This is a genomic window from Bradyrhizobium embrapense, assembly GCF_001189235.2.
In the GTDB taxonomy this organism is placed as follows: Bacteria; Pseudomonadota; Alphaproteobacteria; order Rhizobiales; family Xanthobacteraceae; genus Bradyrhizobium; species Bradyrhizobium embrapense.
The window spans coordinates 1,165,518-1,184,053 of the sequence record NZ_LFIP02000001.1 but is presented as its reverse complement, the minus strand read 5'-3'; the positions used below and the strand labels follow the sequence as shown (position 1 = coordinate 1,184,053).

Below are 18,536 nucleotides of genomic sequence, written 5' to 3'. Positions count from 1 at the left end.
GATCCCGCATGTGCGGACAGATGGATTGCTTCGCTGCGCTCGCAATGACGCAAGAGGAGCCACCTCGCTCCTCTGCGGTGAATCGTCGAGCTCAGCTCGCTGCTGATCACTCCGGCAGGATGCGCACCGCGCCCTTCGCCGCGCTGCTTGCGAACGCTGCATAGGCCTTCAGCGCGGTCGAGACAGCACGCTTGCGTGGCGCGGCCGGCTTCCACGCCGCATTGCCCTTGGCCTCCATCGCCGCGCGGCGGCGCTTCAGCTCGGCATCGTCGACCTTGAGGTTGACCTTGCGGTTCGGGATGTCGAACTCGATGATATCGCCTTCCTCGACGAGGCCGATCAGGCCGCCTTCGGCGGCTTCCGGCGAGACGTGGCCGATCGAAAGGCCGGACGAGCCGCCCGAGAAGCGGCCGTCGGTGATCAGCGCGCAGGCCTTTCCGAGGCCCTTCGACTTCAGATAGCTGGTCGGATAGAGCATCTCCTGCATCCCCGGGCCGCCGCGCGGACCTTCATAGCGGATCAGCACGACATCGCCGGCCTTGACCTTGTTGGTCAGGATGGCGTCGACCGAGGCGTCCTGGCTCTCGAAGATGCGAGCCGGACCGGAGAACTTCAGAATGCTCTGGTCGACGCCAGCGGTCTTCACGATGCAGCCGTCCTCGGCGAGGTTGCCGAACAGCACGGCGAGGCCGCCGTCCTTGGAATAGGCGTGCTCGGCGTTGCGGATGACGCCCTCGGCGCGATCGAGATCGACCTCGTCGAAGCGGCGGTCCTGGCTGAAGGCTTCCTGGGTCGGCACGCCGCCGGGCGCGGCGCGGTAGAAGTTGCGCACCTTGTCGCTCGTGGTCCGCACCACGTCCCAGCGGTTCAGCGCGTCATCGAGCGTTGCGGCATGCACGGTCGGCCCGTCGGTCGTGAGCAGTTTGGCGCGGTCGAGCTCGCCGAGGATCGCCATGATGCCGCCGGCGTGATGCACGTCCTCCATGTGGACATCCTGCACCGAGGGCGCGACCTTGCACAGCACCGGCACCTTGCGCGACAGGCGGTCGATGTCGGCCATCGTGAACGGCACTTCGCCCTCGCGCGCGGCGGCGAGCAGGTGCAGCACGGTGTTGGTCGAGCCGCCCATTGCGATGTCGAGCGTCATCGCGTTCTCGAACGACTTGAAGTTCGCGATGTTGCGCGGCAGCACCTTGGCGTCGTCCTGCTCGTAATAGCGGCGGGCGAGGTCGACGATCAGATGGCCGGCCTCGACGAACAGGCTCTTGCGGTCGGCATGGGTCGCCAGCACCGAGCCGTTGCCGGGCAGCGCGAGGCCGAGCGCCTCGGTCAGGCAGTTCATCGAGTTGGCGGTGAACATGCCGGAGCAGGAGCCGCAGGTCGGACAGGCCGAGCGCTCGATCACCTCGACCTCTTCGTCCGACACGTTGGAGTCGGCCGCGGCAACCATCGCGTCGATCAGGTCGACCGCGCGCTTCTTGCCCTTGAGCAGGATCTTGCCGGATTCCATCGGGCCGCCCGAGACGAACACGGTCGGGATGTTGAGGCGCAGCGTCGCCATCAGCATGCCGGGCGTGATCTTGTCGCAGTTGGAGATGCAGACCATCGCGTCGGCGCAATGCGCGTTGACCATGTATTCGACGCTGTCGGCGATCAGCTCGCGCGAGGGCAGGCTGTAGAGCATGCCGTCATGGCCCATCGCGATGCCGTCGTCGACTGCGATGGTGTTGAACTCTTTTGCCACTCCGCCGGCCTTCTCGATCTCGCGCGCGACGAGCTGGCCGAGATTCTGCAGATGGACATGGCCGGGCACGAACTGGGTGAACGAATTGACCACCGCGATGATCGGCTTGCCGAAATCCTCGTTCTTCATGCCGGTGGCGCGCCAGAGGCCGCGTGCACCCGCCATGTTGCGGCCGTGGGTGGTTGTGCGGGAGCGATAGGCGGGCATCGTAAATCCTTCTCAAATCCTTGGGCTATGGCCATTTTTTAAGGAGATGGCAGCCCTTATGCCCGCCCGAGCGCGTCGATTCAAGCGCGGAACCGCATGGCTGAACCCCGCAATTCGGGCAATGCCGGGCGGCCGGCTTGATCTCGGTCGGCCCGGTGCATTAGGTGGACGCACGGACAGCAAGAACAACGAACAAGCAAAAAAGGGAGAGACGCGTGGCAAGGCTGCCTCTAATTGATCCGGAGACCACGAGCGGAGACATCCGCGCTGCGTTCGACCGCATGCCGGTCAAGCTCAACATCTTCCGCATGATGGCTCATGCCGAGGCCAACATGATCCCGGCGATGCGGCTTGGCAATTCGATCCTGCACAAACAGAAGCTGTCGGCGGTCAATCGCGAGCTCTTGATCCTGCAGGCGGCGCAGCTCGAGGGCGGTGCCTATGAATGGCGCCAGCACGTGCCGATCGCGCTCGGCGTCGGCGTGACGCAGGCGCAGATCGATGCCGTCGAGCGCGGCAATTACGACGACGCTGCGCTCGACGCTGCCGAGCGCGCGCTGCTTGGCTTCGGCCGCGAGGTGGTCGAGAAGGTCCGGGTCGGCGATGCTGCCTTCGCCGCCATGCGCGAGCATTTCAGCGACCAGGAGATCGTCGAGGCGATCGTCACGCTCGGCTTCTACATGATGATGGCGCGGCTGACGGAGGCGACCGAGACCGATCTCGATCCGGCCGCCGGCATGGCCGTGTTCGAAGGCGGCAAGAAGCGGGGTTGATCCGGATGTCGGAGACGTCGCAAGACCCCAAACCGGAGCGTTATGTCCGCCCCCTGAGTGTGGAATCGTCGGGCGCGGCGCCGGGCAGGGGACGGCTGAATGGCCGCCGCATCCTGGTGGTCGGCGGCGGCCAGCGCGTGTTCGATGCCGCGACCGACCCGATCGGCAACGGCCGCGCCATGAGCCTGTTGTTCGCGCGCGAGGGCGCGCATGTCGCCGTCGCCGATCTCAACCGCGGCTCCGCCGAGGACACGGTGGCGCGCATCGCCGCCGACGGCGGCCGCGGCTTCGCGATCGCCGCCGACGTCACCAGGGAGGCCGACGTCATCAGGATGATTGATGAAGCTCATCACGCCATGGGCGGGCTCGATGGCATGGTGCTGAACATCGGCACCTTCGGCAAGACCGGGCTCGACAATGTCAGCGCGGAGGAATGGAACAGGATCTACGACGTCAACGTCCGTGGCCCGATGCTGTGCTGCCGCGCGGCATTGCCGAAATTCGCCGATGGCGGCTCGATCGTCTTCATCTCCTCGATCGCGGCGCTGAAGGCGGGATCGCAGATGGCGGTCTACGATTCCTCCAAGGCCGCGCTCGGCGGCTTGATGCGCAACATCGCGCATAGCGGCGCGCGGCGCGGCATCCGCGCCAACCTGGTCTATCCCGGCCTCGTCGACACGCCGAATGGCCGCGAGGCCGGCGCCGGCCGGCCGTCGCGCGGCAAGGGGAATGTTCCGTTCGGCCGCCAGGCGACGGCGTGGGAGATCGCCTATGCCGTGCTGTTCTTCATGTCGGACGAAAGCGTCTATGTCACCGCGCAGACGCTCGCGGTGGACAGCGGCCTGAGCGGACTCTAGCCTAACTGACTCCGCCGCTACTCCGCGGCGAGGCTGGTCGGGACCGGAATGCCCACCTTGGGGCGCACCTTGACCGCGCGGCGGTTCTTCTTGCTGAAGCGGCTGCCTGCGAGCAGCACTGCCGCGGCGCGCAGCTGCTCGCGCAGCCACTGATTGGTAGTGTCGCCCTCGGCGGTGGCATGCCAATAGAGATAGTTGACGTGCGGGCTGATCGGGAACGGGCAGGGGAAGCACTGCAACAGCCCGGGATCCTCCAGCACCGAGGCGGCGCTCTCCGACGCCGTCAGCAGCATGTTGCTGCGGCTCACGACATGGCAGGCGGTCGCGAAATTCTGGCAGGTCAGGCGCACGGTGCGCGTCAGGCCTAGCCGCTGGAGCTGGAAGTCCTCGAATGACACGCCGCTGCGCCGCGACGTCACGCAGACATGCTCCATGCGCAGATAGGCCTTCTTGTCGAGCCGGGTACGGAGCTCGGGATGGTCGCGCCGGGCGAACACCGCGATATGTTCGGTCAGGATCTGCTCGCGCCGTACCTCGGTCGAGAGCGGCAGCAGCGTATCGATCGCGACGTCCAGCGTGCCGGCGGCAAGCTCGCGCTCCAGATTGTTGCGCTCGCTGCGAACGGTGGCGATCTCGACCAGCGGCGCGACCGCGCTGATCCGGTTGATCAGCGCGCTCAGCATCGGCGCTTCCAGATTGTTGCGCAGTCCGATCACGAACCGCTTTGGCGTCTTCGCCGGATCGAAGCGGTTGGTGTGGGTCAGCGTCGTCTCGAGGCCGTTGAGCGCCTGACGCACGGTGGTGATGATCTGGCGCGCCAGCGGGGTCGGCGTCATCACGTGATGCCGGCGCACGAACAGCGGATCGTCGAACATTGCGCGCAGCCGGCTCAGCGCATGGCTCACAGCGGGCTGGGTCAGGTTGAGGCGGAAGCAGGCGCGGCTGACGCCGCCCTCGGTGTAAATCGCGTCGAACACGACGAACAGGTTCAGATCGATGTCGCGTACATGCATGGAAATAATCAATCCGTATCCGTCGAATGCATTTGACGAATATGAGTTGGCACTCTTAAAGTCTCAAGCAAAATAATACCTGGAGGAAACGATGAGCGTGCAATCGCCATCGCGCGGCGTTGCTGTCCCTGCGGCATCATCTCGCTCGGGCTCAATGTTTGCAAAACCGAGCCAGGAGCAGATCGTGCTCCTGATCACGATCGCGCTTCTGGTCGTGTTCGGCCTGACCCTGAACGGTTTTGCCACCGTCTCCAATCTCCTGAATCTGCTGCGCAGCATTTCCATCCTCGGCGTGCTCGGCCTCGGCATGGGGCTGATCGTGATCAGCCGCGGCATCGATCTGTCCGAGGTCGCGATCATGGCGGGTTCCTGGGCGATCGCGCTGATCTACATGCAGAACGGCATGCCTGTTTTCACGGCAGTGCTGTTGGCGCTGGCCATCGCGGTGCTGATCGGCGTCGTCAATGGCGTCATGGTCGCCTTTGTGGAGGCACCAGCGCTGTTCGTGACGCTGGCCGCCGGCTTCGTGATCTATGGCCTCGCGTTCTGGATCGCGCCGGCCTGGGTGGTCTACGCGCCGAAGGACGCGCCGGGCCTGATGTATCTCGGCGCCGGACGGCTGTTCGGCATACCGGTTCCGATCCTGGTGTTCGCGGTCTGCGCGATCGCGATGCACTTGTTCCTGTCGCGTACCTCGATCGGCCGCTTCATCTATGCGCAGGGCGACAATCCGGAGGCCGCGCGGCTGACCGGAATTCCCCTCCGTCCGCTGATCGTGCTGGAGCACGTGCTGGTTGCGCTGCTCGCCTGGATTGCAGGGCTGGTCTGGGTTGGCACCACGGGCAGCATGCAGATGGCGATCACGCAAGGGACCATGATCTTCGACGTCGTGCTGGTCGTCGTAATCGGCGGCATCAGCCTGATCGGCGGCCGCGGCAGCGTGTTCAGCGTCGTGGTGGGCTGCATCCTGATCGGCACGCTGCTCAACGCCTTCACCATCATGGACGTCAACAGCGAGGTGCAGAACATCATCAAGGGCGTGGTGCTGCTTGCCGCGATCGTGCTCGACAACTGGCTGCACCCCCGTGACGAGGAGACCGCGCGGCAAGGCGACTGAAACAAGGCGACTGAGCGCGCCGTGCCAATCAAAAAGAAACCCAATCAATCAAAAGAATTTTGTGTGGAGGAGACGATGAAGACGATCAAGTTCTGGACGATGCTGCTTGCCGGGGTGGCGGTGGCCGCGATGCCGTTTGCGGCATCGGCGCAGGAGGAAGGCACCAAGGCCGGGCGCGAGCTGCGCGCCGCCTATGACAAGTCGCTGCAGGGCAAGACCATCGCCTACCTGCCGATCGCGCTCGGCGTGCCGCTCTCCGACGAGTGGGGCCGCGTGGTGCAGGAAGAGGCCGAGTGGCGCGGCATGAAATACATCGTGCGCGACCCCAACAACAATCCGTCCGCCATGCAGCAGGCGCTGACCGCGCTGGTCGACCAGAAGCCCGATGTCCTGATCGTGCAGAATCCGAGCGTGACGCTCTTGATGAAGGATCTGAAGCGCGCCGAGGCCCAGGGCACCCATGTGATCCAGGTCAACATGGCCTCGAACTACAAGTCCGGCGCCTTTGTCGGCGTCGACTGGCGCGAGATCGGCAGGATGCTCGCGAACGAAACCGTCAAGGCGTGCGGCACCGGTTCCGGCAAGTCCGGCAAGGTGCAGATCGTGCAGGGCGAATTGACTGCAGCCGCCAGCGTCGATCAGGTCGGCGCCATCATGGAGATCTTGAACAAGGATCCCAACATCAAGGTAGTGTCGAACCAGGCGGCGAACTGGGATGCCAACACTGCGCTCAACGTCACCGCCACCGTGATCCAGCAGCATCCCGATCTCTGCGCCTCGATCGGCTTCTGGGGCATCATGGAATCGGGCGCCGCGCAGGCGATCCGCAATGCCGGCAAGATCGACGATGTGAAGGTGTTCGCCTCGGGCGAGGGCTCGCAGCTCGATTGCGACCAGGTCACGTCAGGCAATTTCAGCAAATTCCTCAGCTACAAGGCGACCGAGCAGGGCCACGACCTGATGTTCGCAGCCGAGACGCTGCTGATGTCCGGCGACAAGCCCGGCACGAAGAACCTGTCCTATTACACGCGGCCGATCTGGATCGATAAGTCGAACGCCTCGCTCGGCGGCACCTGCTTCGCGCTACCCAAGAAAAACTAACAAGGCGCGAGACAGCCGGCGCGGGGGGCATTCCCGCGCCGGCTGTATCAAGGGTCAGAATCCGGAAACGTCGAAACCGGATCAGGGAGTGCTTTGGCGATGTCGATGGCAGTTGATTCCTTTTCCGCATCGGTGCGGCGGTTCTCACCCCGGCTCCTGCTGTCGGAGCTGTTGCTGAAACAGTGGTTCGAGCCGGTCGTTCCCTTCACGGTGATGATCGGGCTGTGGGCGTATTTCGCGCTCACCATTCCCGATTACGCCTCGGTGCAGAACTCGGTGTCGCTGCTGCGGCTGTTCGCCGAATTCGGCTTCGTCGCGCTGGCGATGGGCTTCTGCCTCGTCACCGGCGGCATCGACCTTTCGGTCGGCGCGATCTTCGCGCTGTGCAATTTCGCGGCGCTCTACTTCCTGCTGGTGCGAGAATGGCCGGTGGGCCTGGCCGTGCCGGCGACGCTTCTGGTCGGTGCGCTGCTCGGCAGCATCAACGGCTTTTTGATCGGCTTCCTGAAGACGCGGCCGTTCCTGACCACGCTGGTGACGCTGATCATCCTGCGCGCCTCGGTCAATCTGCTCAACACCAGCTACGCCCAGGTGTTCGCGACCAATTCGGTCGAGAGCGACGCCTGGGACTTCATCGGCGGCGGCAGCGTGCTCGGCATTCCCGTCAATGCCGCGACGCTGTTCGTGGTGCTTTTGATCTGCCACATCTTCCTGTCGCGCTCGCGCTATGGCTGGCATCTCACCGCGATCGGTGCCAGCCGCAAGGCAGCGCGCCACGCCGGCATCCGCGTCCGGCTGATGCTGTTCATGACCTATGTGCTGTCGGGCACACTGTGCGCGGCGAGTGGCATCTTCTACGCCGCGCGCCAGGCTTCGACGGATTCCACCACCGGCGTGGGCTGGGAATTCCAGGCGCTGACCGCCGTGGTGCTCGGCGGCGTGTCGCTGGCCGGCGGCAAGGGCACGGTGTGGCGGGCGATGATCGGCGCGCTGATCATCTTCCTTCTGATCAATGGTCTCGTGCGCATGGGCATCCCGGGCTACGTCACCTCGGCGGTGACCGGCATGATCCTGCTCGCGGCCGTGGGCATCGACGTCAAATGGTCGAAGAACCGCGGCAAGGCGATCCAGAAGATCTACGTCAATCCGGCCTTCGTGCCGCTGGCCTCGGCGCCCGCGGTGCAGCCGGGCGCGGCCTCGCCCTACGCGCAGAACGACCGGCTGATCAACGCACAGGCGATCGGCGTCGACCAGGTCGAGGGGCCCGAGGATGTCATCCTCGACCGTCAGGGCCGGTTGTACGGCTCGACCCGCGACGGCAATGTGATCCGCTTCTCCGGGCCGAACTTCGAGACCCGCGAGGTGTTCGCCCATATCGGCGGGCGGCCGCTCGGCATGCAGTTCGATCGCGACGAGAATCTGATCGTCGCGGTCGCCGGCATGGGCGTCTACGGCGTCGCGCCCGATGGTCGCATCTTCAAGGTCACCGACGAGACCAATCGCACCTGGTACAAGCTGAACGATGACTCGCGCCTGCGCATGGCCGACGATCTCGACATCGCGCCCGACGGCAAGATCTATTTCAGCGACTGCACCACGCGCTACGAGATGACCACCAACACCCTCGACATCCTCGAGGGCCGGCCGAACGGCCGCGTCGTCTGCTACGATCCGGCGACCAAGACCACGCGCACGGTGATCAACCACTTCTATTTCCCGAACGGGATCTGCGTCTCCCATGACGGCAAGTCGATCCTGATTGCGTCGACTTCGTTATGCAAGATCTTCCGCCACTGGATCGAGGGGCCGAACAAGGGCAAGACCGAAGTGCTGATGGACGAGTTGCCGGGCAACCCCGACAACATCAACCGCGCCTCCGACGGCACCTACTGGCTGGCGCTGGTCGGCATCCGCACGCCCACCTTCGACCTTGCGGCGCGAAAACCCGGCTTCCGGTTGCGCATGGTCAAGCAGGTGCCGACCGACGAGTGGCTGGCGCCGGCGCTCAACCATGGCTGCGTGCTGAAGTTCAACGAGAAGGGCGAGGCGCTGGAGTCGTGGTGGGACCCGACCGGCATCTCGCACTCGACCCTGACCTCGATGCGCGAGCATCAGGGCTATCTCTATCTCGGCGGGCTCGAGAACAACCGCATCGGCCGCATCAAGCTCGACGGCGTCGACGACAGCTGGACCGGCTACGATGCCTATTGGGGCGCCAAGAGTCGGGTAACAGGCAGGGTGACGAAGTAATGGGTTTTTTCGATCATCTGCTGCGCGACATCCGCAGCGTCATCGACCGCGACGGCGGCCAGAACGCGATCCCGCCGCTCGACGGCGCGCTGAGCCCGAACGACCGGCTCGACACCGCGATGCCGATCGGCGAGCCGCTACCCGGCGTCGACGACGTCATCGCCGCCGGCGACGGCGCGATCTTCGTTTCCGCCGGCCGTCAAGTGCTGAAGCTCAGCGGCGCGGATTTCTCCAATCGCACGGTGATTGCCGAGTTCGAGGATGAGGCCGGCGGGCTCGCGCTGCATCCGGACGGCCGCCTTCTGGTCTGCGTCGCGGGCAGAGGGCTTGCCGCGATCGATCCCGCCAAGCCCGCGCCGCGCTGGCTGGAGGCCGCCGGCGGCGGTGCGCTCGCCGGGCTGCTGTCGGTCACCGCGGCACCCGATGGCCGCATCTACGCCGTCGAAGGCAGCGCCGGCCGCCGCCCGAGCGAGTGGAGGCACGACCTGATGGAGAAGCGTGCCGGTGGCCGTCTGATCAGCTGCGGCGCTGGCCTCGACAATCCCCAGGTGCTGTTGCGCGACCTGCCATATCCCTACGGCGTGATGGTTTCGGCCGACGGCAAGAGCCTGTGGCTCACCGAGAGCTGGGGGCATCGCCTCAGCCGGTTCGCACTAACTGGCGCTGGGCTTGGTCCGCGCGAGACCATCGCCGCCAACATGCCGGGCTATCCGGCACGGCTGCATCCGGACGGCCATGGCGGGGTGCTGCTCGGCATGTTTGCGCGCCGCACGCATCTGATCGAGTTCGTGCTCAAGGAAGACGACTTCCGCGAGGAGATGATGGCGACGATGCCGCCCGAATACTGGGTGGCGCCGGCGCTCGCCGGCGGCAGCGATTGCCTGGAGCCGATGCAGATCGGCGGGGTAAAGGCGCTCGGCATCCAGAAGCCCTGGGCGCCGCCGCGCTCCTATGGCCTGCTGGTGCATCTCGACGCCGAGGGGGAGGCCAGCGACAGCCTGCACAGCCGCGCCGGCGGTCGCTTCCACGGTATCACCGCCGCCTGCGCGACGCCGTCGGGCATCGTGATCGCGGCGCGCGGCGCCGGACGGCTGCTGCGCTACACGGGAGAGCTGCGATGAATGACGGCGTGATGCAGGCGGCGCCCGCCACCCAATCCGCAACCCGCGAGCCGGTGCTGCGGATCAGCAACGGCTCCAAGATATACGGCGGTGTGCATGCCATCGAGGGAGTGAATTTCGATCTTTATCCCGGCGAAGTACATGCGCTGGTCGGCGAGAACGGCGCCGGCAAATCGACGCTGTGCAAGGCGATCGCGGGCGCGATCAACCTCACCTCCGGCGATTATCTGCTCGACGGCAAACCCGCCAATTTCGAGCAGCCGCGCGACGCGCTCGATGCCGGCATCTGCATGGTCTATCAGGAGACCAGCCTGGTGCCGACCATGACCGCGGCGCAGAACATCGAGCTCGGCAACGAGAAGCTCCTGACGCGCTTCCGCACCCTGAACATCCAGGCGCAGCAACTGCTTCAGTCGCTCAATTTCCACGTCGATCCGGCTACGCCGGTGGCGCTGCTCGGCACTGCCAAGAAGCAGATGGTTGAGATCGCGCGCGCGATCTACAACAAGGCGCGCATCATCATCTTCGACGAGCCGACCGCGTCGCTGACCCCGGAGGAGATCGTCCACTTCTTCCATCTGGTGCGCGACCTGCGCGCCCGCGGCGTCTCGATCATCTACATCTCGCACGCGCTGGAGGAATCGCTGCAGATCGCCGACCGCATCACCGTGCTGCGCGACGGCAAGCTGGTGATTACGGCACCCGCCAAGCAGCTCACGCGCGACGCGCTGGTGCAGCATATGGTCGGGCGCGAGGTCGCGCAGGCGGTCTACGGCGGCAAAGCGAAGACCCATCAGCGTCGCGAGAAGGTGCTGACGGTCGAGAACGTCACCATGGGCATGGCGGTCAAGAACATGTCGTTCTCGGTCTATGCCGGCGAGGTGGTCGGCATCGCCGGCCTGATCGGCTCCGGCCGCACCGAGATCGCCAAGATCGTCTACGGCGCGCTGAAGCGCAACCTGGTCAATGGCGGCACCATCCGGCTGCGCGGCAAACCGATCCGCTATCGCGTGCCGCGACAGGCGATCAATGACGGCATCGCCTACATCACCGAGGACCGCAAGGCCAACGGCTTCTTCGAGACCATGGTGGTCGACGACAACGTCTATATCGGCAGCCTCGCCACGCGGAAGGGCTGGAGCTTGCTGCTGTCGCGAGCCAAGCGCAGCAAGCTCGCCAGTTACTGGGTCGACCGGCTCAAGATCAGCGCGTTGCAGCGCAAGGCCAGGATCATCGAGCTGTCCGGCGGCAACCAGCAGAAGGTTGTGCTGGCCAAGACGCTGGTGCAGGAGCCGTCGATCATCTTCTTCGACGAGCCGACGCGCGGCGTCGACGTCGGCACCATCCCGCACATCCACGGCGAAATCCGCCGCCTCGCCGACGAGGGCAAGGCGGTGGTGGTGATCTCGTCGTATCTGCCGGAGATCCTCGCCGTCTCCGACCGCATCCTGGTTGCCCGCACCGGCCGCATCGTCGCCGAGTTCGACGCGGCGGATGCAACCCAGGACAAGATCCTGTACGCCGCGGTGCATTGAGGCCGCGCGGCGGACCTCTCCCTCTCGTCATTCCGGGGCTCGCGAAGCGAGAGTACGGAATCCATTGCGCCGCGCACGGATTCCGGGCTCAGCCCTTTGGGCTGCCCGCAATGACCGGCGTATCCCCGCTGTCATCGCCCGCGAAGGCGGGCGATCCGGTACGCCGCGGCCTATCGGTTCAATCACGACTGCCTCCGGAATACTGGATCGCCCGGTCAAGGCCGGGCGATGACAGCCGTGGGCGTGGCTCACCCCGGCCTTGACAATTATTTTAAGTATAAAATAATATGCCGCGTCGGCCAACGGCAGGAACCTGCCCGATCTGCCGAAGCCAACGGGAGAACGCCATGCGCATCGTTTGCATTGGAGGCGGGCCGGCCGGGCTCTACTTCGGCGTCCTGATGAAGATGCTGGATCCCGCGCACCAGATCTCGGTGGTCGAGCGCAACCGGCCCTACGACACGTTCGGCTTCGGCGTGGTGTTTTCCGATGCGACCATGGACAACATGCGCAAATGGGACCCAGTCACCGCCGACGCGATCGAGCAGGCCTTCAACCACTGGGATGACATCGAGGTCCTGATCAAGGGCCGGCGGATGCGCACCACCGGCCATGGCTTCGTTGGCATCGGCCGCAAGCGGCTGCTCAATATCCTGCAAGCGCGGGCCGAGGAACTCGGCGTCGAATTGATCTTCGAACGCGAGGTCGATTCCGACCTCGAATTCCCCGACGCCGACCTGATCGTGGCCTGCGACGGCGTGAACTCGAAGATCCGCGCCAAATACGCCGAGACTTTCCAGCCCGACATGCTGATGCGGCCGAACCGCTATATCTGGCTCGGCACCAACCGTCCCTTCGATGCCTTCACCTTCGACTTCCGCAAGACCGAGCATGGCTGGTTCCAGGCGCACATCTACAAGTTCGAGGAGGGCGCGGCGACCTTCATCGTCGAGACAACCGAGGAGGCCTATTTCGCCCACGGCCTCGACAAGATGGATCAGGCCGAGTCCATCGCCTTCTGCGAGAAGGTGTTCGCGGAAATCCTCGAGGGGCATCATCTGGTCTCCAACGCGCGGCATCTGCGCGGTTCGGCCTGGCTGTCGTTTCCGCGGCTGATCTGCGGCAAGTGGACCGCGTTCAACGGCAACAGCCATGTCGTGCTGATGGGCGATGCCGCCCATACCGCGCATTTCGCGATCGGCTCGGGCACCAAGCTCGCGCTGGAAGATGCGATCGAGCTGACCAACCAGTTCAAGATCCACGGCGCGACCAAGGACAGCATTCCGGCCGTGCTGAAGGCTTACGAGGAGCTGCGACGGGTCGACGTGGCGCGGATCCAGAACGCCGCGCGCAACGCGATGGAATGGTTCGAAGTGGTCGGCTCACGCTACGCCGACACGCTCGAGCCGGAGCAGTTCATGTACTCGCTGCTGACCCGCTCGCAGCGCATCAGCCACGAGAACCTGCGACTGCGCGACAAGACCTGGCTCGAAGGCTATGAGCGCTGGTTTGCAGAGCGCAGCGGCGTGCCCGCCACCAACGACCGCGTCACGCCGCCGATGCTGACGCCGTTCCAGATTCGTGGCCTGTCGCTGCACAACCGGATCATCGTCTCGCCGATGGCGATGTACTCGGCGGAGGAGGGCGTGCCGAACGATTTTCACCTGGTGCACTTCGGCTCCCGCGCGCTTGGCGGCGCCGGCCTCCTGTTCACCGAGATGACCTGCGTCTCGCCGGAGGCGCGGATCACGCCCGGCTGCTGCGGTCTGTGGAACGACGCGCAGGCTGTGGCCTACAAGCGCATCGTCGAGTTCGTGCACCGCAATTCAGAGGCGCGGATCGGCATCCAGCTCGGCCATGCTGGCCGCAAGGGCTCGACCCGCGTCGCCTGGGAAGGCATGGACGAGCCGCTGCCTGACCATAACTGGCCGCTGGTGTCGGCCTCACCGGTGCCCTATCTGCCCGATGGCCAGATCCCGGAGCCGATGAGCCGCGCCGAGATGGACGAGGTGCGCGAGCAGTTCGTCGCTGCCGCCAGGCGCGCCGCCAGCGCCGGCTTCGATATTCTGGAGCTGCACTGCGCCCACGGCTATCTGCTGTCCAGCTTTCTGTCGCCGCTGACCAACCGCCGCACCGACGACTATGGCGGATCGATCGAGAACCGCGCGCGTTATCCGCTGGAAGTATTTCGCGCGATCCGTGCGGTGTGGCCGGAGGACAAGCCGATGTCGGTCCGCCTGTCCTGTCACGACTGGGCCGAGGGCGGCAACACGCCCGAGGATGCGCTGGCTTTCGCAAAACTGTTCAAGGCGGCGGGTGCCGACCTGATCGATTGCTCCTCGGGCCAGGTCTGGGCCGACGACCATCCGATCTATGGCCGGCTGTACCAGACGCCGTTCGCCGACAAGATCCGCAACGAGGTCGGCATCGCCACCATCGCGGTCGGCGCGATCTCGGAGGCCGATCACGCCAACTCGATCATCGCCGCCGGCCGCGCCGATCTCTGCGCCATCGCGCGGCCGCATCTCGCCGATCCCGCATGGACGCTGCATGAGGCCGCGAAGATCGGCGTCAAGCAGATCGCCTGGCCGAAGCAGTATCTGTCGGGCAAGTCGCAATACGAGGCCCATCTCGAACGCGCCGCTGCGGGAGTGAAGGCATGACACGGTTCTGGCCGAACGCCCATGCGCTCGTCACCGGTGCCGGTTCCGGGATCGGCGCCGCGACCGCGATCGCACTCGCGAAGGCCGGCGTGCGCGTCAGCGTTGCCGGGCGCCGGATCGATGCGCTGAAGGCGACGGCAGCATCGCTCGGCAAGCAGGCTGGCGCCGTTGTGTCGATCGATGTGACTGATGAGGCCGCGGTGACCAGGGGGATCGCCGATATCGAGGCTGCAGCCGGCCCGATCGATATCCTCGTCAACAATGCCGGTAAGGCCGGCAGCGCGCCGTTTGACAAGACGAATACCGCGCTGTGGGCGGATATGCTGGCGAGCAACCTCTCCAGCGTGTTCCTGGTGACGCAGACGGTGCTGCCCGGGATGGCGCATCGCGGTCGCGGGCGGGTGATCAATGTGGCCTCGACCGCGGGCCTCACGGGTTACGCTTATGTGTCGGCCTACGTCGCCGCCAAGCACGGCGTCGTTGGCCTGACGCGCTCGCTGGCACTGGAATATGCGCGGCGCGGCGTCACCGTGAATGCGGTCTGTCCCGGCTATACCGACACGCCGCTGGTGGCCGATGCCGCCGCCAACATCGTCGCCAAGACCGGGCGCAGCGAGCAGGAGGCGCGGGCTGCGCTCGCCAAGGTCAATCCGATGCAACGGCTGGTGACGCCGGAGGAGGTCGCCGACGCCGTCCTCTGGCTCGCATCCGAAGGCGCATCGTCAATCAACGGACAAGCCGTCGCTGTCGCCGGCGGCGAGGTCTTTACCGGGTGAAGGAACACATCATGTCCGAGATGAAAGCAAAGCTCCGTCCGTTCAAGGATTATCCCGCAAAGCACTTCCGCTGGCAGGTCGACGCCAGCGGCCGCGTCGCGACGATCACGCTGAACCGGCCGGACAAGAAGAACCCGTTGACCTTCGAGTCCTATGAAGAGCTGCGCGACCTCTTCACCAATCTCAAATACGCCTCCGATGTCCGCGCCATCGTGCTGACCGGCGCCGAGGGCAATTTCTGCTCCGGCGGAGATGTGTTCGAGATCATCGAGCCGTTGACGCGGATGGGGATGCCGGACCTGCTCGCCTTCACCCGGATGACCGGTGAGGTGGTGCGGGCGATGCGCAAGTGCCCGCAGATCATCGTCGCTGCGATCGACGGCATCTGCGCTGGGGCCGGCGCGATGCTGGCGCTGGCGTCGGACCTCAGGCTGGCGACGCCGCAGGCCAAGACCGCCTTCCTGTTCACCCGCGTCGGCCTCGCCGGCGCCGACATGGGCGCGTGCGGATTGTTGCCGCGCGTGATCGGGCAGGGCCGCGCCGCCGATCTGCTCTACACCGGCCGCGCCATGAGTGCCGACGAAGGTTTTGCCTGGGGTTTCCACAACCGGCTGGTGCCGCCAACGGAGCTTGCCGCCGCCGCGCACGAGCTGGCGCGCTCGCTCGCGGACGGGCCGTGGTTCGCGCATGGCGTGACGAAGACGATGTTCAACCAGGAATGGGCGATGGGCGTCGACGAGATGATCGAGTCGGAAGCGCAGGCGCAGGCGATCTGCATGGTGACGGGTGACTTCCGCCGCGCCTTCGAGGCCTTCGCCGCCAAACAGAAACCCGCCTTCGAGGGCAATTGAGATGATCGAGATCCTGCAACCGGAAGGATGGGCGAAGCCGATCGGCTACGCCAACGGCATGGCCGCGCGCGGCAAACAGATTTTCATCGCGGGCCAGATCGGCTGGAACGGGCAATGCGTGTTCGAGACCGACGATCTCGTCGCGCAGATCGGCCAGACCCTGCGCAACATCGTCGCGGTCGCCGCCGCCGGCGGCGCCGGGCCCGAGCACATCGTGTCGATGACCTGGTTCTTGCTCGACCGCAAGGAATATTCCGCGCGGCTGAAGGAGATCGGCGCGGTCTATCGCGACGTGATCGGCCGGCGCTTTCCGGCGATGACCGCGATCCAGGTTGCCGGGCTGATCGAGGACCGCGCCAAGGTGGAAATCCAGGCCATCGCCGTGGTGCCGGATTGATGAGGATGAGCCGTCGCCAATCCCGTCATCCTGAGGAGCCGCGAAGCGGCGTCTCGAAGGATGCACGGCCCGGCTTGTGGCCGTCGACCCTTCGAGACGCGCGTTCCGCGCTCCTCCAGCGACAAGGGCGGAGCCTTTGCGCGGGGGTGACGGGATAGATTGGAGTTCGCTGAAGCAACGTTAAGCCTAAGCCCAATCATCGCAGGCCACTCCAGGTCCCGGGCGACAAAGCCGCTTGCGGTCGGGCAACGGGCCATGCGACCCTGTATCCAAGCGTAAACGCGTCCTGTTGTGAGTGGAGTAAGGGACGATGAAGGCGATTATCGTCGGAGGCGGCATCGGAGGCCTCACCACTGCGCTGATGCTGCGCTCGCGCGGCATAAGCTGCGAGCTGTACGAGCAGTCGGAGACGATCCGCGAGCTCGGCGTCGGCATCAACACCTTGCCGCATGCGATCCGCGAACTGGCGGGGCTTGGTCTGCTCGACAGGCTCGACGACGTCGCGATCCGCACTTATGAGCTGTTCTATCTGACGCGGCATGGCCAGCAGGTCTGGCACGAGAAGCGCGGGCTCGATGCCGGCCACGACGTGCCGCAATTCTCGATCCATCGCGGCCGCCTGCAAAGCGTGATCCATCAGGCCGTGATCGAGCGGCTCGGCGCGGATGCGATCCGCACCGGCTGCCGGCTCGGCTCCTTCACGCAGGACGAGGGCGGCGTCTCGGCGTATTTCTTCGATCGCAGCGGCAGCCACGTACACACCGCGCGCGGCGACATCCTGATCGGCGCCGACGGCATCCACTCCAAGGTGCGGCAGACTCTGTTTCCGGATGAAGGCGGGCCGTGCTGGAACGGCTTGATGCTGTGGCGCGGCGCCACCGATTGGCCGGCCTTCCTGACCGGCCGGTCGATGATCATCGCGGGCGGCTTGAACGCCAAGGCCGTGATCTATCCGATCGCGCCGGGCTCGAGCCCGGCAAGCCGCCTCACCAACTGGGCGGTGCTGGTGCGGATCGGCGACGGCTCCTCGCCGCCGCCGCGCCGCGAGGGCTGGTCCAATCCCGGCCGGCGCGACGAGATGATGCCCTATGTCACGAGCTTCACGATCCCGCAGGTCGACTTCGCCGGCCTGATCAACGCGACGCCTGAGTTCTGGGAGTATCCGTGCTGCGACCGCGATCCGCTGCCCTATTGGTCGAGCGGCAGCGTCACGCTGCTCGGCGACGCCGCGCACCCGATGTATCCGGTCGGCTCGAACGGCGCGTCGCAGGCCATTCTCGATGCACGCTGCCTCGCCGACATGCTGGCGCGGGCCGAGCATCCGCGCCAAGCCCTGGCGGCCTATGAGCGGCAGCGGCTGCCGATGACCGCCGACATCGTCGCCTCCAACCGGCGCGGCGGACCGGAGGGCGTGATCGACGCCGTCGAGCAACTCGCGCCGCAGGGCTTTACCGACGTCGACACCATTCTCAACTACGAGGCGCGCGAGGCGATCGTGCGCGGCTATGCCGCGAAGGCCGGCTTCGCCGCGCGCGTGGTGGCGCGGCAGTAGGGGATTCCGCGGCCTATCCTCGTCATTGCGAGCGAAGCGAAGCAATCCATCTTTCAGCGATCGCGTAACGATGGATTGCTTCGTCGCTTCGCTCCTCGCAATGACGGCGAAGTCCTACGCCGGGGGCGGCGGCAGGAAGTGGATGTTGTGCTCGGCGGCGAGCCGCACCACGTCATCCGGGTTCTGCTCCTTCATGTTGTGGATCGCCCAGAACAGGTCGTACAGCCGGCGGGTCGGCGACACCCAGAACAGCGTCTTTGCCGGTTGCTGGGACTTGTTGAAGATGCCGTGCGGCTTGCCCATCGGCAGGCGCACCAGATCGCCGGGTGTCGCTGATTCATCGGCGCCGTCGAGCATGAAGTCGAGCTTGCCTTCGAGGATATAGAGATACTCGTCCTGGTCGGGATGGATGTGCGGCGGCACGAAGGTGCCCGGCGGGAAGGTGGCGTGCCAGGAGAAGGAATGCTCGGTGCGGCTCTTCGGCACGTAGGTCTGGCCGAGGATGCTCCAGGAAATGCCCTGGATGCCCTCATTGGCGCGTGTGATGCCGGCGATCTCGTCTTTCATCGTCATGTTTCC

General features: G+C 65.5%; 15 protein-coding genes. 12 read left to right on the top strand and 3 right to left on the bottom strand.

Going from position 1 to position 18,536, the window contains the following annotated elements:
* Window positions 1-106 precede the first annotated feature (106 nt).
* On the bottom strand, window positions 107-1,951 hold the full coding sequence (gene ilvD, locus AKN83_RS05805) for a dihydroxy-acid dehydratase (protein ID WP_063695201.1): 1,845 nt from the start codon (window positions 1,949-1,951) through the stop codon (window positions 107-109).
* Window positions 1,952-2,166: 215 nt separating this feature from the next.
* Between ilvD and AKN83_RS05800 the strand changes: the two genes are divergently transcribed.
* Window positions 2,167-2,724, top strand: coding sequence for a carboxymuconolactone decarboxylase family protein (locus AKN83_RS05800; protein ID WP_050405081.1), 558 nt, complete (start codon window positions 2,167-2,169; stop codon window positions 2,722-2,724).
* Window positions 2,725-2,729: 5 nt separating this feature from the next.
* Window positions 2,730-3,581 (top strand): SDR family NAD(P)-dependent oxidoreductase, encoded by an 852-nt coding sequence (locus AKN83_RS05795; RefSeq protein WP_050405080.1) that lies wholly within the window; start codon window positions 2,730-2,732, stop codon window positions 3,579-3,581.
* Between the two features lie 17 nt (window positions 3,582-3,598).
* On the opposite strand, the gene AKN83_RS05790 is transcribed toward AKN83_RS05795, so the two are convergent.
* Window positions 3,599-4,594: a LysR family transcriptional regulator gene (locus AKN83_RS05790; RefSeq protein ID WP_050405079.1), complete on the bottom strand. Its 996-nt coding sequence runs from the start codon at window positions 4,592-4,594 to the stop codon at window positions 3,599-3,601.
* Between the two features lie 91 nt (window positions 4,595-4,685).
* Here AKN83_RS05790 and AKN83_RS05785 point away from each other — a divergent pair, with 91 nt between their 5' ends.
* From AKN83_RS05785 to AKN83_RS05740, 10 genes are all read left to right on the top strand, one after another.
* Complete coding sequence (locus AKN83_RS05785; protein WP_244521899.1) at window positions 4,686-5,711, top strand: ABC transporter permease; 1,026 nt, start codon at window positions 4,686-4,688, stop codon at window positions 5,709-5,711.
* 75 nt (window positions 5,712-5,786) lie between these two features.
* Window positions 5,787-6,812, top strand: coding sequence for a sugar ABC transporter substrate-binding protein (locus AKN83_RS05780; protein ID WP_063695242.1), 1,026 nt, complete (start codon window positions 5,787-5,789; stop codon window positions 6,810-6,812).
* Window positions 6,813-6,917: 105 nt separating this feature from the next.
* Window positions 6,918-9,062: an ABC transporter permease gene (locus AKN83_RS05775; RefSeq protein ID WP_347336814.1), complete on the top strand. Its 2,145-nt coding sequence runs from the start codon at window positions 6,918-6,920 to the stop codon at window positions 9,060-9,062.
* Window positions 9,062-10,183 (top strand): SMP-30/gluconolactonase/LRE family protein, encoded by a 1,122-nt coding sequence (locus tag AKN83_RS05770; protein WP_050405076.1) that lies wholly within the window; start codon window positions 9,062-9,064, stop codon window positions 10,181-10,183. The genes AKN83_RS05775 and AKN83_RS05770 overlap by 1 nt, the downstream gene beginning before the upstream one ends.
* An 11-nt stretch (window positions 10,184-10,194) precedes the next feature.
* A complete protein-coding gene (locus AKN83_RS05765; protein ID WP_050405119.1) occupies window positions 10,195-11,718 on the top strand; it encodes a sugar ABC transporter ATP-binding protein in 1,524 nt (507 codons plus the stop codon).
* Between the two features lie 347 nt (window positions 11,719-12,065).
* Window positions 12,066-14,381 (top strand): bifunctional salicylyl-CoA 5-hydroxylase/oxidoreductase, encoded by a 2,316-nt coding sequence (locus tag AKN83_RS05760; protein WP_050405075.1) that lies wholly within the window; start codon window positions 12,066-12,068, stop codon window positions 14,379-14,381.
* A complete protein-coding gene (locus AKN83_RS05755; RefSeq protein ID WP_050405074.1) occupies window positions 14,378-15,157 on the top strand; it encodes an SDR family NAD(P)-dependent oxidoreductase in 780 nt (259 codons plus the stop codon). The genes AKN83_RS05760 and AKN83_RS05755 overlap by 4 nt, the downstream gene beginning before the upstream one ends.
* An 11-nt stretch (window positions 15,158-15,168) precedes the next feature.
* Window positions 15,169-16,008 carry an enoyl-CoA hydratase family protein gene (locus AKN83_RS05750; protein WP_050405118.1) on the top strand — a complete coding sequence of 280 codons (840 nt, stop codon included), beginning with the start codon at window positions 15,169-15,171 and terminating at the stop codon, window positions 16,006-16,008.
* Window position 16,009: 1 nt separating this feature from the next.
* A complete protein-coding gene (locus AKN83_RS05745) occupies window positions 16,010-16,405 on the top strand; it encodes a RidA family protein (RefSeq protein WP_050405073.1) in 396 nt (131 codons plus the stop codon).
* A 310-nt stretch (window positions 16,406-16,715) separates the two neighbouring features.
* The gene (locus AKN83_RS05740; RefSeq protein WP_050405072.1) at window positions 16,716-17,957 is read left to right on the top strand and encodes a flavin-dependent oxidoreductase; all 1,242 of its coding nucleotides are present in this window, start codon (window positions 16,716-16,718) and stop codon (window positions 17,955-17,957) included.
* 114 nt (window positions 17,958-18,071) lie between these two features.
* Here the strand turns inward: AKN83_RS05740 and AKN83_RS05735 are convergent, their stop codons facing one another.
* Window positions 18,072-18,524, bottom strand: coding sequence for a cupin domain-containing protein (locus AKN83_RS05735; RefSeq protein ID WP_026192554.1), 453 nt, complete (start codon window positions 18,522-18,524; stop codon window positions 18,072-18,074).
* Window positions 18,525-18,536 lie beyond the last annotated feature (12 nt).

Excerpts from the sequence above, each read along its gene's own strand:
- AKN83_RS05735 (WP_026192554.1), bottom strand. The coding sequence starts at position 18,524 with ATGAAAGACGAGATCGCCGGCATCACACGCGCCAATGAGGGCATCCAG.
- AKN83_RS05750 (WP_050405118.1), top strand. The coding sequence starts at position 15,169 with ATGTCCGAGATGAAAGCAAAGCTCCGTCCGTTCAAGGATTATCCCGCA.
- AKN83_RS05770 (WP_050405076.1), top strand. The coding sequence starts at position 9,062 with ATGGGTTTTTTCGATCATCTGCTGCGCGACATCCGCAGCGTCATCGAC.
- AKN83_RS05755 (WP_050405074.1), top strand. The coding sequence starts at position 14,378 with ATGACACGGTTCTGGCCGAACGCCCATGCGCTCGTCACCGGTGCCGGT.
- AKN83_RS05760 (WP_050405075.1), top strand. The coding sequence starts at position 12,066 with ATGCGCATCGTTTGCATTGGAGGCGGGCCGGCCGGGCTCTACTTCGGC.
- AKN83_RS05780 (WP_063695242.1), top strand. The coding sequence starts at position 5,787 with ATGAAGACGATCAAGTTCTGGACGATGCTGCTTGCCGGGGTGGCGGTG.
- AKN83_RS05795 (WP_050405080.1), top strand. The coding sequence starts at position 2,730 with ATGTCGGAGACGTCGCAAGACCCCAAACCGGAGCGTTATGTCCGCCCC.
- AKN83_RS05785 (WP_244521899.1), top strand. The coding sequence starts at position 4,686 with ATGAGCGTGCAATCGCCATCGCGCGGCGTTGCTGTCCCTGCGGCATCA.
- AKN83_RS05765 (WP_050405119.1), top strand. The coding sequence starts at position 10,195 with ATGCAGGCGGCGCCCGCCACCCAATCCGCAACCCGCGAGCCGGTGCTG.
- AKN83_RS05740 (WP_050405072.1), top strand. The coding sequence starts at position 16,716 with ATGAAGGCGATTATCGTCGGAGGCGGCATCGGAGGCCTCACCACTGCG.
- AKN83_RS05775 (WP_347336814.1), top strand. The coding sequence starts at position 6,918 with ATGGCAGTTGATTCCTTTTCCGCATCGGTGCGGCGGTTCTCACCCCGG.
- AKN83_RS05745 (WP_050405073.1), top strand. The coding sequence starts at position 16,010 with ATGATCGAGATCCTGCAACCGGAAGGATGGGCGAAGCCGATCGGCTAC.
- AKN83_RS05790 (WP_050405079.1), bottom strand. The coding sequence starts at position 4,594 with ATGCATGTACGCGACATCGATCTGAACCTGTTCGTCGTGTTCGACGCG.
- ilvD (WP_063695201.1), bottom strand. The coding sequence starts at position 1,951 with ATGCCCGCCTATCGCTCCCGCACAACCACCCACGGCCGCAACATGGCG.